General features: G+C 57.0%; 12 protein-coding genes. 4 read left to right on the forward strand and 8 right to left on the reverse strand.

Features of this window, described 5'->3' with window-relative positions; translation table 11 throughout:
- Positions 1-4: 4 nt before the first annotated feature.
- The 5 genes from rluF to J122_RS09455 form a co-directional block, all read right to left on the reverse strand.
- Positions 5-994: a 23S rRNA pseudouridine(2604) synthase RluF gene (gene rluF, locus J122_RS09435; protein ID WP_061332005.1), complete on the reverse strand. Its 990-nt coding sequence runs from the start codon at positions 992-994 to the stop codon at positions 5-7.
- Between the two features lie 92 nt (positions 995-1,086).
- The gene (locus tag J122_RS09440) at positions 1,087-2,229 is read right to left on the reverse strand and encodes a sterol desaturase family protein (RefSeq protein ID WP_061332006.1); all 1,143 of its coding nucleotides are present in this window, start codon (positions 2,227-2,229) and stop codon (positions 1,087-1,089) included.
- A gap of 124 nt (positions 2,230-2,353) precedes the next feature.
- Complete coding sequence (locus J122_RS09445) at positions 2,354-2,761, reverse strand: hypothetical protein (RefSeq protein WP_061332007.1); 408 nt, start codon at positions 2,759-2,761, stop codon at positions 2,354-2,356.
- Positions 2,758-4,221, reverse strand: a complete 1,464-nt coding sequence (locus J122_RS09450) for an S-type pyocin domain-containing protein (RefSeq protein WP_227510160.1) — start codon at positions 4,219-4,221, stop codon at positions 2,758-2,760. The genes J122_RS09445 and J122_RS09450 overlap by 4 nt, the downstream gene beginning before the upstream one ends.
- Before the next feature lie 307 nt (positions 4,222-4,528).
- Positions 4,529-6,112 carry a flavin-containing monooxygenase gene (locus tag J122_RS09455; RefSeq protein ID WP_061332009.1) on the reverse strand — a complete coding sequence of 528 codons (1,584 nt, stop codon included), beginning with the start codon at positions 6,110-6,112 and terminating at the stop codon, positions 4,529-4,531.
- 547 nt (positions 6,113-6,659) lie between these two features.
- Between J122_RS09455 and J122_RS09460 the strand changes: the two genes are divergently transcribed.
- Together J122_RS09460 and J122_RS09465 are read left to right on the forward strand one after the other, a co-directional pair.
- Positions 6,660-7,289: a TetR family transcriptional regulator gene (locus J122_RS09460; RefSeq protein WP_061332010.1), complete on the forward strand. Its 630-nt coding sequence runs from the start codon at positions 6,660-6,662 to the stop codon at positions 7,287-7,289.
- A gap of 141 nt (positions 7,290-7,430) precedes the next feature.
- Positions 7,431-10,268: a M66 family metalloprotease gene (locus J122_RS09465; protein ID WP_082780547.1), complete on the forward strand. Its 2,838-nt coding sequence runs from the start codon at positions 7,431-7,433 to the stop codon at positions 10,266-10,268.
- Positions 10,269-10,307: 39 nt separating this feature from the next.
- Here J122_RS09465 and bamE read toward each other — a convergent pair whose 3' ends face one another.
- A complete protein-coding gene (gene bamE, locus J122_RS09470; protein ID WP_052009733.1) occupies positions 10,308-10,619 on the reverse strand; it encodes an outer membrane protein assembly factor BamE in 312 nt (103 codons plus the stop codon).
- 152 nt (positions 10,620-10,771) lie between these two features.
- Positions 10,772-11,884 carry an NADH:flavin oxidoreductase gene (locus J122_RS09475; RefSeq protein ID WP_061332014.1) on the reverse strand — a complete coding sequence of 371 codons (1,113 nt, stop codon included), beginning with the start codon at positions 11,882-11,884 and terminating at the stop codon, positions 10,772-10,774.
- A gap of 89 nt (positions 11,885-11,973) precedes the next feature.
- Between J122_RS09475 and J122_RS09480 the strand changes: the two genes are divergently transcribed.
- The gene (locus J122_RS09480) at positions 11,974-12,438 is read left to right on the forward strand and encodes a winged helix-turn-helix transcriptional regulator (RefSeq protein ID WP_061332016.1); all 465 of its coding nucleotides are present in this window, start codon (positions 11,974-11,976) and stop codon (positions 12,436-12,438) included.
- 168 nt (positions 12,439-12,606) lie between these two features.
- Complete coding sequence (locus tag J122_RS09485) at positions 12,607-13,335, forward strand: OmpW/AlkL family protein (protein WP_061332018.1); 729 nt, start codon at positions 12,607-12,609, stop codon at positions 13,333-13,335.
- A gap of 108 nt (positions 13,336-13,443) precedes the next feature.
- Here J122_RS09485 and J122_RS09490 read toward each other — a convergent pair whose 3' ends face one another.
- Positions 13,444-14,775 (reverse strand): DEAD/DEAH box helicase, encoded by a 1,332-nt coding sequence (locus J122_RS09490; protein ID WP_061332020.1) that lies wholly within the window; start codon positions 14,773-14,775, stop codon positions 13,444-13,446.
- Between the last annotated feature and the right edge of the window lie 248 nt (positions 14,776-15,023).

Raw genomic sequence — 15,023 nt, forward strand, 5'->3', positions numbered from 1 at the left:
CGGATCAACGCTTCTTGATGGAGGGCTTGCGCGGCTTGCCGGGTTTGCCTTTCGGGCCGGTCGTGCGCCCACCGGCCTTCGGGCCACGGCCAGGCTTGCCTGCAGGCGGTTTGCCGGTGCCTTTACCGGCTCCCTTTCCACCTCGGCCGGGGGAAGGTTTACCTGACGGCTTTGCGCCGGCCCTGGCCGGTTTACCACCGGCACCGGGGCGGGCACCTTTGGCCCCGGCGGGTTTCTTGCGGGGCTTGCTGGCCGCCGGCTGCGTCGCTTCCGAGGACGAATCCCGGATGGCATCAAACAGCACCGCCAGTTCCTTCTCCGTCAGATCCCGCCAGGCGCCCACCGGCAAACCTTGCAGGCTGACGTTCATAATCCGCACCCGCTCCAGCTTCGTCACCTCATAGCCAAAGTATTCCGCCATCCGGCGGATCTGGCGGTTCAGGCCCTGCACCAATATGATCCGGAAGACAAACCGGGAGACTTTCTCCACCTTGCAGCGCTTGGTCATCGTTCCCAGAATCGGCACGCCGTTGCTCATGCCTTCCACAAACTCCCGGGTCACCGGCTTGTCGACGGTCACCAGGTATTCTTTCTCGTGGTTATTGCCGGCCCGCAGGATCTTGTTCACCAGATCACCATTGCTGGTGAGGAAAATCAGCCCCTGGGAATCCTTATCGAGGCGGCCAATGGGGAAAATGCGCTCGCTGTGGCCGACAAAGCGCTGGATATTGTCTTTCTCCGCGCTGTCGGTGGTGCTGACAATGCCCACCGGTTTGTTCAGGGCGATAAAGACCAGATCTTCCTCGTCCCGGGGCTCAACCACCTGGCCGTTCACTTTCACCACATCGCCCGGCAACACCTGGTCTCCCACCTGGGCCCGCCGACCGTTGATGTGCACGTTGCCCTGCTCGATGTACCGGTCAGCATCCCGGCGCGAACACATGCCGCTCTCGCTGATGTATTTGTTCAAACGGGTGGAGGTTCGGTTGGCCATGACATCCTGCCGGTTTCAAATGATGGGTAAATGCGCGGGCAGCACACAACCCGCGCATCATCCCATTGCATCACCCTGACGGCAACTGCCGGTCAGCGCCTGCGGAACGGATAGAACAGCTGCCCCAGGTAGGAACCCGGCAGTTTCTGGGTGGTACCATACTCCGCCGGCCAGTGCGCCTTCGGGAAATGGTACGTGCCAAACAGCCGGTCAAAGAGCACCGTGTGTGCCGAGTAATTGGTATCGATGGCCGGCTTCTCCGAACTGTGGTGCCAGTGGTGAAACTGCGGCGTTACCAACAGGTACTTAATCGGCCCCCAGGGCACGTTAAGATTGCTGTGGATAATGATGGCCTGCAGCGCGGCGAACGTCACGTAGATATCCAGTGCTTCCTTGCTGGCACCAAGCAGATACAGAGCCAGCATAACCAATCCACGTTCAATGAAGATCTGAACCACATGGGCACGGGAGCCTGCCAGCCAGTCCATGGTTTCCACCGAATGATGGACCGCATGAAACGGCCACAGCCGCCGGACTTCATGGAATACCCGGTGCTCCCAATACAGAACGAAATCGGCAACCAGAATCAGCAGTACGACCTGCAGCCATAACGGCGTGCTCTGGATCGCCGCCTGCAGGCTGTCGCTGGCCACCCATTCAAAGTGCGTTACCAGGAAGTTGCCAAACAGCAGAACCGCTGAGATCAGCAGGTGATTCAGGCAGAAGTAAAAGAAATCCAGCCCCCATTCATCCCGCAAGATGACCTGCTCCCGATACTTCGGAAAGAGCTTCTCCAGGCTGGTGAAGACAATAGTGGAACCCAGAAAGGCCAGAATCAGCCAGTCTACACCGAGCGACAGCGGTTTCGGCTCCACCGGCCCAACAGGAACATTGTACCCCCCCAGGGCAAACGCGATCAGCGTCATGGCAATGCCCGCAGCGCCAAGCCGTTTGCGCCGATCAAGCACAAAGGTGGTGATGCCAAAAAACAGGGAGAACCACATGCCGTACTTCAAGACATCCTGAAGCGCCTCGGCATCATACGCAGCACGAAGATCGGTGGTCGTCAGGTAGGAGGGGAACAGGTAGGCGAGCACCGCCGCCAGGCTCAAGCCGCCGAGAAATATCGAAAAATATCCGGGGATTCGTCCGTTCCGAAAGCGAAGCTCTTTGTCCGGGCGGGGCACTACCACCCGCTCGCGGTACTGGTAATCGGTATCGTGTTCCGTGTTCATGCGTTCCCTGCAAATGTTCTGTTCCGCACTCGTTTGAGAAAATTTTTCTTATCGTTCCAAGCGATGGCTTTGCTTTGACCCTATTTTACAATAGAAGTAATTTTCACCGGACAACTGCTATGAATTATAACTCTGCAGTGATTTCTGAACTTAATGACTCGGGGAGATTGAGAAACTTTCTCCATGCACTCAGAACTGCCTTGAATTCCTCAAGAGAGAATCTACCTTCTTCTTGGTCAACCCAATCATCATTAACATTTATGTTAATCTGAACAAAACTATTTGAGATAAAAACGTCAACGTCGTTACCTTCCACCTCTAGAGTTTTTATTTTTCCTTCTTCAAACATTTTTATTTTGGATAGTATCCTGTCACAGTCCTCAATATTCTGAGCAATGCTGGTTAAGGTATTGGCTAGATATCGCTGATACCGGGCCACTTCAAGTTCACCAGAAAACTCTTGGCGCTGATGATAGATTTGCCCTAGAACAGGATGTTTTCCGCCATCGGAATAGTACAATTTTAATTTCATTTCTCACCTCTAAGTGTTCTTGGGGCCTGGTACACTGGATAAACTGTCGTTCTTGGTGAAATCCAACCCTCAACTCTAACACCGGAGGGAGTTACAGAAATCCACCTGTCACCCTGAACAATTTTATTTGGATCATTCCAAGCTGCATCAACTTCACTTTTAATACGGGTTTCGTCCCAATCCTTAGGGAACATCGTGTTGCTAGAGTTGTTACTCGTCTTGGTTATCCACTGCCCTGGATTCGCCGGATCTTGGACTTCAACAGTAGCCATGTATACACCCGCAACATCAGGCATCGTTTCGGTGCCAGGAACTATCCTGACATCGCCATAAAGCAACGTATGGCCGCCGGTCGGTTTTCCTCTACTCGTGTAGTCAGCCTTCAGTACATGCTCAAAATCAATTGGTGATTGCTGAACATATTTGACTAAGCCACTATCTCCGGCACTATCAGCCCGCTTCTGAAAAACCAGATACAACGGCTCAATCCCACTATCCTTCGGAAAACTTACGATCAGCTCAACCTGATCCTCAAACGGCCGCTGGTAGCCGGGTGGCGAGTGTTCCTGGCCATCCTCCTGGATGGGTGTCACCAGAATGCTGTAGGGATCAATACCGGAATCCGCCGGGTATTCGGTGCTCACTACCGGGCGGTGGCCGCTGTCATCCGGGTACCAGACGAGGGTGAAGTCGTCATCAACCACCACTTCAAAATTCTCGCCCTTGAGCTCTGCGTGAGCAACCGGAACCCGGTCTTTGTATCCGGTGCTGTCGTTGACGTGATAGCCGGCCACCCGGAGGTTTCCGGTGGCATCCACGTGCAGATGAAAACGCACCCGAATGGCCGCCTCAGCCATCTCAAGCAGTTCTTCCTCGGTGTACAGGGTGCTGTCGCCCAATTTGGATGGCCAGAGTGCCAACAGCACTGCACTGCCGGCGGTGCTGAGTACTCCGGCACCAATACGCGCCGCCATAGCCCAGCCTTTTGCCAGTCTCATTGCCGAACCTGAGATCAAGCCCAGCGGCCGCAAGCCGTTTGCACCGGGGCTGGTGACCGTGGCGGGGGCAAGCATCGCAAGGGTGCCGAAATTGCTGGCCTTTTCCTCGCCCTCATTACTGTCGGTATCCCCGGAGGGCCGGGTGCAGGATTTCGCGAAGACTTTGGGCCCCAGGGGCGGAAGCCCAAAGTTTTCCGAGATCACCACCGGCGGGGGTAGAGGCTCGGGGGGTGGCTCAATCACCGGGGGTTCCGGCGTGTAGTCGAGCTTGGGCGGTGGTGGCAGGCTATCGGAATGAGCGTAGGCGGTGCCTCTGGAAGGAAACGCTTGCCGGTCACCGAAGCGTTTTTCGAAGGCCGTGACGGCATTCTCTGCAATGGCTGCAGAGGTGCTTTCCGTGGGAACAATGCGCCCGGATACCAACCTGAAAACGGGAGCCGCAGGGATCTCTCTGAGCAACACCAACTCGCCACTGGCAAGCTGGTCTCGTAATCGGGCAGGGGTAAAACTGGAGCTCGAAAGATAGCTGGCCAATTCCCTATCGGAGTATTGGTCCCAGCCACCCTCGATCATCAACGCTTCGTGAAGCGCAAGCGAGTGCGGGTCTGCTATTCTGGTCACGTCCGTGTTTCCACAAAGTATTAATCGGCACAATCCATGCCTGTAGTGTGGACAAATGTACCGGAAAGCTGGCGCCTATCCAAGATCAAACCAGAAAAAGCCGCAGAGCCCGGCCCACCCAGGCTCGGACTCTGCCGTTTCTCCGACCCTAGCCAACCAACGCCGGCTCGCCACCCTGCTCCATCACCTCCGTAGCTTCACACACATACTGCTCGGCATCAAAACGCTTGGTCTGCTGCCGGAACTGCCAGGTGAAGCCCGGCCACAGGGTGGTGTTCTTGCCGTTCTCGTTCACGTACCAGCTCTTGCAGCCGGTCTGCCACACGGAGTCGCCGAGTTTGGCATGAATTGAGGCGTTGTATTGGCTGAAGGCATCTTCCTTCACTTCCACCGTCTTCCAGCCCCGGTGCTGCATTTTCTTCAGGGCATCCAGCACGTACTGCACCTGGGATTCGATCATGTACACCATGGAGCTGTGCCCAAGGCCGGTGTTCGGGCCCATCAGCATGAAGAAGTTGGGGAAGCCGGCCACGGTGGTGCCCTTGTAGGCTTCCGCGCCTTCGCGCCAGGCATCGAGCAGGTCCTGGCCGCCGCGGCCGTAGATCATGCCCCGGGGAATCGGTTCCTGGGCCTTGAAGCCGGTGCCGTATACGATGCAGTCCACCTGGCGCTCGGTGCCGTTTGTATCCACGATGGTATTGCCTTTCACCTCACGGATGCCATCGGTCAGTACGTCCACATGATCTTGATCCAGCGCCGGATAGTAGTTGTTGGAGATCAGCACCCGCTTGCAGCCAAAGTGGAAATCCGGCGTCACTTTTTTACGCAGTTCCTTGTCCTTGATCTGACTGCGAATATGACGACGCGCCTGCAGCTCACCGATTTTCAGGATGCGCGGGTTGCCAACAAAGCCCAGCACCCGGGCTTCCAGCATCCAGTAGATACTCTGGCGAAACGCATTCAGGGTTTGCGGAACCTTTTTGAACATCATTCGCTCCAGCGGACGGATTTCCCGGTCCGGCTTGGGCATGATCCACGGCGGTGTGCGCTGGTAGAGGTCCAGGTGGGCCGCATCCTTGGCGATCTCCGGCACAAACTGGATGGCCGAGGCACCGGTGCCGATCACCGCCACTCGCTTACCGCGGAAGTCGTAATCGTGGTCCCAGTTCTGGGAGTGGAAGCTGGTACCGGTGAAGGTGTCCATGCCCTTGATATCCGGGTAGGCGGGCGTGCTCAGGCCGCCCATGCCGGATACCAGAACCTCGGCGTGCAGCTTGCGGAACCTGGGCAGGGTTTTGTCGCTGCGATCCAGGACATCTCCGGGCTTCAGGTTGTTGGCTTCCATGTAGGCCCAAAGTTTGGGACTGTCGCAGGTTTCGATGGTCCAGGCGCCGGTTCTTTCATTCCAACGGGCACCGGTCACGTGGGTGTTGAGCTGGATGTGTTCAATCAGGCCGTACTTCTCCGCGCAGTGTCGCAGGTAGGCTTTGATTTCCGGCTGGGGCGCGAACATGCGTGTCCAGTTGGGGTTCTGTTCGAATGAGAAGGAGTACAGCGCAGATTGCACGTCACATGCGCAACCGGGGTAGTGGTTTTCGTGCCAGGTGCCGCCGATGTCGTCGCTCTGTTCGAGGATGACGAAGTTGTTGAAGCCGGCTTCTTTGAGTTTGATGGCCATGCCGAGGCCGGAGAAGCCGGTGCCGATGATGGCGATCTGTGCGGTTTGTGTCATTGCTGCACTCCTGTGTGGCCTGTTTGGCCTTGCCTGTTGTTGTCTGGGTGGTCATCATTGACCGGTAGACACATGTATACCGCCAGGGGTAGACACTTGTATACTCTGGTTCGGGTGTTTGGCCCTTGGTGACAGATTGTTGGCCTGTGTGGCCTCGGGGTTGGGAGTCTCGTCCAACTAGCCTCTGGCTCCGGGGGTTGGTTGGTTTGGGGGTGGGCTTCCAAAACACGCTCCTTCGGCACGTCCGTGTGACGCTTGGGCTCCGCCATCCATGGCTCCGCACAGTTTTGGAAGCCCACCCCCAAACCAACCGTTAAACTATTGTGATAGCCGTCTCCCAAATTGAACTTTTGGGAAGGAATCCATACGCCAATGTTCGAGAGTCCGCTCTGGTGGAGCTTTCGAAAATGCTTGGAGCCATGGATGGCGGAAAGCAAGCGTACAGGGACGTATTTACAGCGGTTTTCGAAAGCTCCACCAGAGTGGACTAACTCCAGAAACGGAAGCGGACACCGAACCAGCCTGACTCCAAAAACACGAGGCTTAGATGAACACACTGGCCGGCGGAAAACTGAAACTGGTGCAGGCCGCATTGCGGTTGATTACCGAAACACGGAGCCTGACGTCGTTGGGGCTGCGGGAGCTGGCCCGTGAGGCGGGGTTGAATCCGAATACGTTTTACCGGCACTTCAAAAGCCTGGACGAGTTCGGGTTGCAGGTTCTGGGGTATATCGCAGAGGACATGAAAACCGGCGTGCGACAACTGCGGCAGATGGCGGATTCATCCGAGCAGGCGTCACACGACACGGTCACCTTTGTGTATCACTACTTCCTCGCTAACCCGGCCGCCACCACCGTCGCCGTCCGCGAGCTGCACGGGCCCTCGCCGGTGTTGCGCAGAGCGCTGGAGGCGCAGTTGGATGCCAGTGCCCGAGAGATGGCGGAGGATATTCTGGAGCGGGGGTTGGTGCCGGGCGTGGGGGCCGATGTGGTGCATGAGATTTCCCACATGACCATTCGCTACATCCTATTCCGGGCCATGGACTACATCGAAAAGCCGGAGCAACGAGGGCAGATTCAGCGGGAAACAGAACGTTTTATCAACAGGCAGTTCCGGGGTGCGCTGGTTGAGTCCCAATCGGAAGAAGACATTATCAACTTCGCCAAGTCTCGATAATTAAAGAGGTTTGAGACCTGGGCAACCCCACCTTCGTGCACCAAAGCACATCGTACAATAAGTAACATAGTATCGCTTTTTGTCAGAATGGGCTGAATCTATCTTCCGTCACCATAGTTCGTAACACGGAAGATATTACTTATGATTCGGAAATTCTCAGCGCTTTGCGCAGCCGCTTTACTGCTTTCAGGATGCGGTGGATCCGATTCTAATGAGTCCGGCGTCAATCTGCCAACGATCACCAACGTACCGCAAATGGCTGTCGCAGGCTTGCCTTTCCAGTTTCAACCGGCTCTTTCAGGCAATACCTCCGCTATCCAGTTCTCAGCCAAAGGCCTGCCGGACTGGGCGTCAGTGGATCGCGACAGCGGTATTATCACAGGCACGCCGGGTACCGACGATGTTACTGCTTACCATCCATTCCAACTGGTGGTCATAACCGATGGCCAAAGCCGGCCGTTTGATGCCGCGTTGACTGTCGCCCACACAGCCGAATTCCAGCCTCGGCAGGCAGTGGATTTCCGGGCAACTGATTACGATGGCAATCCGCGCCCTCTGCGTAACGATCTGAGCAACGGAAACCTGGCCGGTGAAGTCATGTTCGCCCAGTCTCACACCGTCAAACCCAATGGTAATTATGACCGGGACGCCGGTGACGAAACTCGCAGCCACTACAAGCCTCGGCTGGTGGCCTTGCGCGAGGCCTTGCTGATGTTTACACCGGAGGCGTCAGAAACACCGGTAACGGTGCATGCCCAACTTCACCAAAATGGAGACCCCATAGGAGAGTTGGCCCTTGTTCATCCAAATGATCTGCCGGCCTCGGACCACGAAGGCAGGCATCGAATCGAGTATTCAACACGGGCCTGGAGCACCACGGTGCCGTGGAACCTGGTCCGCAACGGCTTGTCCGTAACTTTTATCGTCAACAAGGGTGCACCCGATGAGCGTTCCGGTACCCTTGTCGCTGCGGATATCGATATCGGCGAAGCTAGTCAGATCGTATTTCAGTCGATTCGGCTGGGCATGCTTACCCATGTTGATCACAATAACGGCCATTTCACCCTGCGCGATCCGGTAATGGCGGCCACCGATTACTTCCAGACCCTGCCGGTTTCCAAGATGATCATGGCCAGTTACGCCGATATGGAACTTGACCGCGTGATCATCGCCAACGGCAAGATCTACGATTCTGTCAGCGACAGCGAGGGCGGCGTCTACAGCGGTGATATGCGTGAGAACGTGGCGAAATCACAAGTCAGTGTTGGCATCAATCAGGCCAATTACGGCGTAACCAGCAGCAACATGAGCCAGCGCTATGGCCACGTGTTCAAGCAAATTACCAATCACCATGCCTGGGGCAACTATCAGAATGGCCGTCAGGGACATGGCCTCAGCGGTGGTAACGGCATTGGCACGCTCTATGACAGCTGGGGTAATGAGGCAAGCCATGAGTGGGGCCATGCCTACGGCCTGGGCCATTATCCGGGCGCCAACCTGACCGAAGACGGCCGATGGCAGCGGCATCATGCTGATAGCGGCTGGGGCTTTATTGCCCACCGGAACCGGATGCGCGACAACCTGTCCCACAACAGCTGGTCAGAGGATAAGCTGCCTGACGGCTCCCACTTCCTGGGACGGATTCCCTACCGTTACGACTCCATGTCTGGCGGTGGCGGTGGAAATCGTTTCTCCCACTACACCCATTACACCGGCTATACCGCCAGAATCATCCAGAACGATCTGGCGCAGTTCCCGATTCCGGATACCAGCTACGCCACCGGTTATAAAATGTGGAACACGGAAACCGGCCAGTATGAACCCCATATGTTTACAGATGGAATACAGCCCCGGGTGCCCGTGCAGGTGGGTGTGCCAGTAGCCACGTTATTAGGTGGGTATGATCCAGATGGCAGCAATGCGGTGATCTACCCGGTGTTCCACGGAAACTACGGCAACGTGTTCGAGTTACCAAAGCCCGCGCCAACGGGCGACAGCTGCTGGCTTACCGTCCGCAACGGGGCAAACCAGCAGAAACAGATCGCCGTGGCAGCGGGCCGGCATACCAACGCCACCATCAACCAGTTCCATGTGAACCTGGAAGCCGACTTCCGACCAACGGAAGCCACACTGAACTGCCGCCGCAATGGCTCAGTGGCTGAGCTTGCCCGCACCAGCTTTGATGGCCAGATTCCTGAGCTGCCCCCGGCTGCGATCGTGGGCCAGGAACGCGGTTTCAAACAACTGGCAGCGCGGGAAATCGCCACGCTTAACGAGACGCTCGGCAATCTGGCAGACGACGCCTTCCCGCTTGTCGATGCCAACACTCAGGTGCTACTTGCCAGCTATGACAGCGCTGAACTCATCAACGCCCTGAGTAATCAAGCCAAACAGGTGCTTCAAGTGCTTCAACAGCACCAGAAGCACGTATCCTCAGCGCGGGCTCTGATCACCAGGCTGGAACACAGCAATGCCAGCCAGACGGAAATACGAGGCAAATTGACCGATTTCCTGATTCAAAAGGGCTACATAAGGACGGCAGAGGATATGGAGCTTGAAGGAACCGTGCTCCGCAACGGCAACCAGCAGATTGGCCTCATCCCTGATGAAAACGGTTATCTGCCAGTGTTTAACGATGCAGATGAGCACCCGGACGCCGCCCGTTGGCTGATGTCGGCCCGCGGTAGCCTGCACCCGGTTGAGAAGCCATGGCTCTGCCTGGCGCCCACCAGTGGGAGGCTCGGCCTGGCGCTGTGCGATCCATCCCGGGAGAACCAGCAATGGCGGTATCGGGAAGACACCACCTTGCAGAACCTTGGCTCAGGGCAATGCATCGATTACGCCTGGCACAACCAGACCGTGTTGATGTACGGCTGCCACGGCAACGGCAATCAGCGCTGGCAGGGTGTTACCAGAACCGGAAGCCCGCTACTCGCGGCGCTGCCGGGCTATGTTGTCCGGGCGCTGTATCAACGCTGATAAAGATGAAGGGCCTGTTCTCCAGGCCCTTCAGTCGGGTTACTCGGTGGTGTTGAACACGTAGGATGACACCGTGCCATCGCTATTAAACCGCACCACCAGGTCCGTCGTTTCCGCATCCCCAAAGGCAGACCAGCGATACTTGCCGTAAGTCCAGGTGCGCTTGCCGTCTTCCACCCCGGTGCGCCAGGGCTCGCCGAACATATCCTGAATGTCCGCCCGGGTAGTTTCACCAATGCGGATCTGGTCCACGTTATGGGTCGCAAAGTCTCGGCCTACCGTCGCGCAGCCCACCAGGGTCGCCAACAACAAGGCCATGCCAGCCAGTTTCAGATGTCGAGCCACTGCCATATACAACTCCTTTTCGATGATTGAGTCATTACTGAACACAGCATAGCGGTTCTGTAAAACGGTGCGATTAACAACCGGATAACTTTCACCCACAAAAAAGCCGCGGGGCCTGAACAGGCGCCGCGGCAAGCAGGATCGAAGGGATGTTTCGATCAGTAAAGCTTGGCCAGGGATTTCTTGGCGAAGGCTTCCACTTCGTTCAGCCGGCCTTCTTTCACTTTCACCAGCCACTCCGGGTCTTGCAGCAGCGCCCGGCCGACCGCAATCAAGTCGAACTCGCCATTGTTCATTCGCTCTACCAACTCGTCGATGCCGGACTGCTCCACGGCTTCTTGCTTGCTGGCGAAGGTACCGCTGATGAAGTCTTCGGTCAGGCCCACGCTGCCAACAGACATGGTCGGCTTGCCGGAAAGTTTCTGGGTCCAGCCGGCCAGGTTCAGGTTCGAGCCTTCGAATTCCGGCTCCCAGAAGCGGCGGGTGGAGGCGTGGAAAATGTCGACGCCGGCCTCAACCAGCGGCTTCAGGAAGCGTTCGAGCTCTTCCGGACTGTTCACCAGTTTTGCTTCATACGCCTGCTGCTTCCACTGTGAGAAACGCAGCATGATCGGGTAATCCGGGCCCACGCGGTGGCGTACTTCTTCGACGATTTCCACCACAAAGCGCAGACGGTTTTCCAGGCTGCCGCCGTATTCGTCATCACGCTGGTTGGTGCCTTCCCACAGAAACTGGTCCAGCAGGTAGCCGTGGGCGCCGTGGATTTCCACACCATCAAAACCCAATGCTTTGGCGTCTTGGGCGGCGTCGCCGAAGGCTTTGATCACGTCATCGATGTCTTCCTTGGTCATGGCCTTGCCGTTGGGCTTGCCCGGGGCGAACAGGCCAGACGGGCTGTAACCGGGGACGGACGGGTCCGGCTCGGTGCCTTCTTTACGCACGGCACCCACGTGCCAAAGCTGCGGGAAAATGGCGCCGCCGGCTTCGTGCACGGCATCAACCACTTTCTTCCAACCGGCCAGGGCTTCGTCGCCATAGAAGGCTGGTACGTTCGGGTAACCGTTGGCGGCCGCGTGGTTCACGATGGTGCCCTCGGTGATGATCAGGCCAACACCGGCTTCGGCGCGGCGGCGGTAGTAGTCCACCACGTTCTGGCCGGGTACGCCCTTGGGCGAGAAGTTACGGGTCATCGGAGCCATGGCTACGCGGTTACGCAGCTTGAGGTTGTGAAGTTCAAACGGCTCAAACATAGGACCAAGATTCATACTCATGTGATGTGCAACCTCATTAATTTGGTTTCGTTAAGCAACCCTATTAAATTCGGTTTCAAAATGCAACCCTATTCGGTACACTCCCTTACATGGCCAGAAAACGTTTTGATGACTCCAATTGCTCCGTCGCCCGCGCCCTGAATGAAGTGGGGGACTGGTGGTCCCTGCTGATTGTGCTGCACGCCATGTACGGTACCCGTCGGTTTGTGGATTTTCAGCAGCAGTTGGGCATTGCCAAGAACATTCTGTGCGACCGCCTGGCACGCCTGGTTGATAACGAAGTGCTTCGCAAAGTAGACGTGGGCGAGCACGGCTCCCGCTTTGAGTACCGCCTGACCGATAAAGGCCGGGATCTGTTCCCGGTGGTGGTGGCCCTGCGCCAGTGGGGCGACAAATGGAACCCGGCGCCTGACGGGCAGCCGCTGGACCTGCGCGATCGCGATACCGGTAAGCCGGTGCAACCGGTTACCGTGCGAAATGCCGAAGGCCAACCACTGTCAATCCGTGATGTGTTTGTTCCCGACAATGCTGAAAGCGATAGCAAAACGGCCTGACCATAAGGGCAAACCGCATTCTCCGGAAACACCTCGGTTTTTTTGAGCTGAATCAAGAGCCACACCAAACCAAATCCGCTGCCCGCCATTTCTTGCGCTAAATCAAGTTTCCCCGGCCCCGCTCCATTACATTGAGCCCATCGACTTTTAATGGATAAGGAGATGGCTATGTCTCGTGGTTTCAAATTGGGTGTTCTGGCAGCGGCTGTGATGGCAACTGCACCGGCCGTTCAGGCTTTCGAAGCGGGTGATTTCATTCTGCGTGCGGGTGTTGTGCATGTGGCGCCGGATGATTCCAGTGACTCTATCACTGTGGGTGGCGCGCCGCTGCTTTCCGGTGCGGATTCAAAAGTCACCGTCGATTCCAATACACAGCTGGGCCTGCGTGCCACCTATATGTTCACCAACAACCTCGGTGTCGGCCTGCTGGGTGCAACCCCATTCAAGCACAACATCAACGGTGGCGGCGATATTCCGAGTGACATCAAGCTGGGCGAAACCAAGCACCTGCCGCCAACTCTGACACTGCAGTACTTCCCGATGGCAAGCTCTTCAGCCTTCCAGCCGTTCGTGGGCGTGGGCGTCAACTACACCACTTTCTTTGAAGAGAAGACCACCGGAACTCTGGATAGCGTGGTTGCTGCAGAATACGGCATCCCCGGAGCCCGCACATCACTGGACCTGGACGACAGTGTTGGCGTGGCCGTGGAAGTGGGTATGGACTACATGCTGAGTGAGAATTTTGGTCTTAACGCGGCAATCTGGTGGGCAGACATCAATACCGATGCCCGTGTGAAGGTTTACGATGCGAACGGTGACTTCGCCGCACAGACCGCCAAGTTCGAAGTAGAAATCGACCCCATGGTCTACATGGTCGGTTTCACCTACAAGTTCTGATCCCACGTACCCCTGGCAACCCCTGGTCTGTGGGTTGCCAAATGGTGCGTTCTCCTGTGCGGGGCTGTTTTGCAGCCCCGCTTTTTTATGTCTGGAGAACCGGGGTAATCAGGCGCTCTGGCGCTGAGCCGGGCGACCCGTTCTGCCCTGCCCCTGGCCACGGCCTTGGCCCTCGCCCTGACCACCACGGCCACGACCGCCGCTGCGACCGGCCGGTTTCGGGCCAAAGCTCTTGCCAGCGCCACCCTGAGGGCGACGATTACGAGCCTTGCTCGGGTCGGCCTTTGCTTTGGGCTTCAGCGGCAGGTTGTTCTTCGGTTCAAAGCCTTCGATTTCCTTGCGCGGCAGCTGCTTTTTGATCAACCGCTCAATGCCTGCCAGCATCTTGCCTTCATCGGCGCTCACCAGAGACAACGCATGGCCACTTTCGCCGGCGCGGCCAGTACGACCGATGCGGTGCACGTAGTCTTCCGGCACATTCGGCAGTTCGAAGTTCACCACCTGGGGCAGCTGCTTGATATCCAGGCCACGGGCGGCGATATCGGTAGCAACCAGCACACGCACTTCGCCGGCCTTGAAATCCGCCAGCGCACGGGTGCGGGCACCCTGTGACTTGTTGCCGTGGATGGCAGCGGCGGTAATGCCGTCTTTTTCCAGCTTCTGGGTCAGGCGGTTGGCGCCGTGCTTGGTACGGGTGAATACCAGTACCTGCTCCCAGCCATTGTCACGCACCAGCTTGCTCAGCAGGGCGGTCTTCTGGCTCTGGTCGACCGGATAAACCGACTGAACAATGCTTTCAGCCGAGGTGTTACGGGCAGCCACTTCTACCTGCACCGGGTTATCCAGCAAGCCCTCAGCCAGACCACGAATCTCGTTGGAGAAGGTGGCGGAGAACAACAGGTTCTGGCGCTTGGCCGGCAACAGGGCAAGAATCTTGCGGATGTCGCGGATAAAGCCCATGTCGAGCATGCGGTCGGCTTCGTCCAGCACCAGGATTTCCACTTCGTTGAAGCGCACGGCGTTCTGCTGATAAAGATCCATCAGGCGGCCCGGTGTCGCCACCAGTACATCAACGCCTTTGCGCAGCTTCATCATCTGCGGATTGATCTTCACACCACCAAAAACCACAGCGGCCTTGGTTGGAACGTATCTGCTGTAAAGGTTCACACTGTCGTGCACCTGTGCTGCCAGCTCCCGGGTGGGCGTCAGAATCAACGCACGGGGGCCTTTGCCATTGCGCGGGTTATCAGCCAGGCGCTGCAAAAGAGGCAGGGTAAAGCCGGCAGTTTTGCCGGTACCCGTCTGGGCCGCAGCCATCACGTCTCTACCAGACAACACGGCAGGAATCGCCTGCAGCTGAATGGGAGAAGGGGTGTCATAACCCTGATCGGAAGTGGCACGGACCAGCTGCTCGGACAAACCGAGGGAAGAAAAACTCATATAAAATATACTCTTGATTGATTCTGCCTCCACGAACACCGGATGCGGCGAATGCGGGCAGATGCCATGAACATTCATGGAATAAAAGACGACTACGGTCACGCGCCGAATTCGGGGTGACGTCCTCTGACAGGTCGTATGGATGGTTCGCAAAGCGGCTTTGGGCCAGAAACTGCGGAATCCCTAGAGGCAGGATGCAGGCACGGTAACAGAGGGCTGGAGAAATAGCTATAGGTGGTTTTGATTAG

It is taken from the genome of Marinobacter excellens LAMA 842 (assembly GCF_001574445.1).
Classification (GTDB): domain Bacteria; phylum Pseudomonadota; class Gammaproteobacteria; order Pseudomonadales; family Oleiphilaceae; genus Marinobacter; species Marinobacter shengliensis.

Coding starts and splice junctions, on each gene's coding strand:
- J122_RS09465 (WP_082780547.1), top strand. CDS start 7,431: ATGATTCGGAAATTCTCAGCGCTTTGCGCAGCCGCTTTACTGCTTTCA.
- J122_RS09475 (WP_061332014.1), bottom strand. CDS start 11,884: ATGAGTATGAATCTTGGTCCTATGTTTGAGCCGTTTGAACTTCACAAC.
- J122_RS09485 (WP_061332018.1), top strand. CDS start 12,607: ATGTCTCGTGGTTTCAAATTGGGTGTTCTGGCAGCGGCTGTGATGGCA.
- bamE (WP_052009733.1), bottom strand. CDS start 10,619: ATGGCAGTGGCTCGACATCTGAAACTGGCTGGCATGGCCTTGTTGTTG.
- J122_RS09480 (WP_061332016.1), top strand. CDS start 11,974: ATGGCCAGAAAACGTTTTGATGACTCCAATTGCTCCGTCGCCCGCGCC.
- J122_RS09460 (WP_061332010.1), top strand. CDS start 6,660: ATGAACACACTGGCCGGCGGAAAACTGAAACTGGTGCAGGCCGCATTG.
- J122_RS09445 (WP_061332007.1), bottom strand. CDS start 2,761: ATGAAATTAAAATTGTACTATTCCGATGGCGGAAAACATCCTGTTCTA.
- J122_RS09490 (WP_061332020.1), bottom strand. CDS start 14,775: ATGAGTTTTTCTTCCCTCGGTTTGTCCGAGCAGCTGGTCCGTGCCACT.
- J122_RS09440 (WP_061332006.1), bottom strand. CDS start 2,229: ATGAACACGGAACACGATACCGATTACCAGTACCGCGAGCGGGTGGTA.
- J122_RS09455 (WP_061332009.1), bottom strand. CDS start 6,112: ATGACACAAACCGCACAGATCGCCATCATCGGCACCGGCTTCTCCGGC.
- rluF (WP_061332005.1), bottom strand. CDS start 994: ATGGCCAACCGAACCTCCACCCGTTTGAACAAATACATCAGCGAGAGC.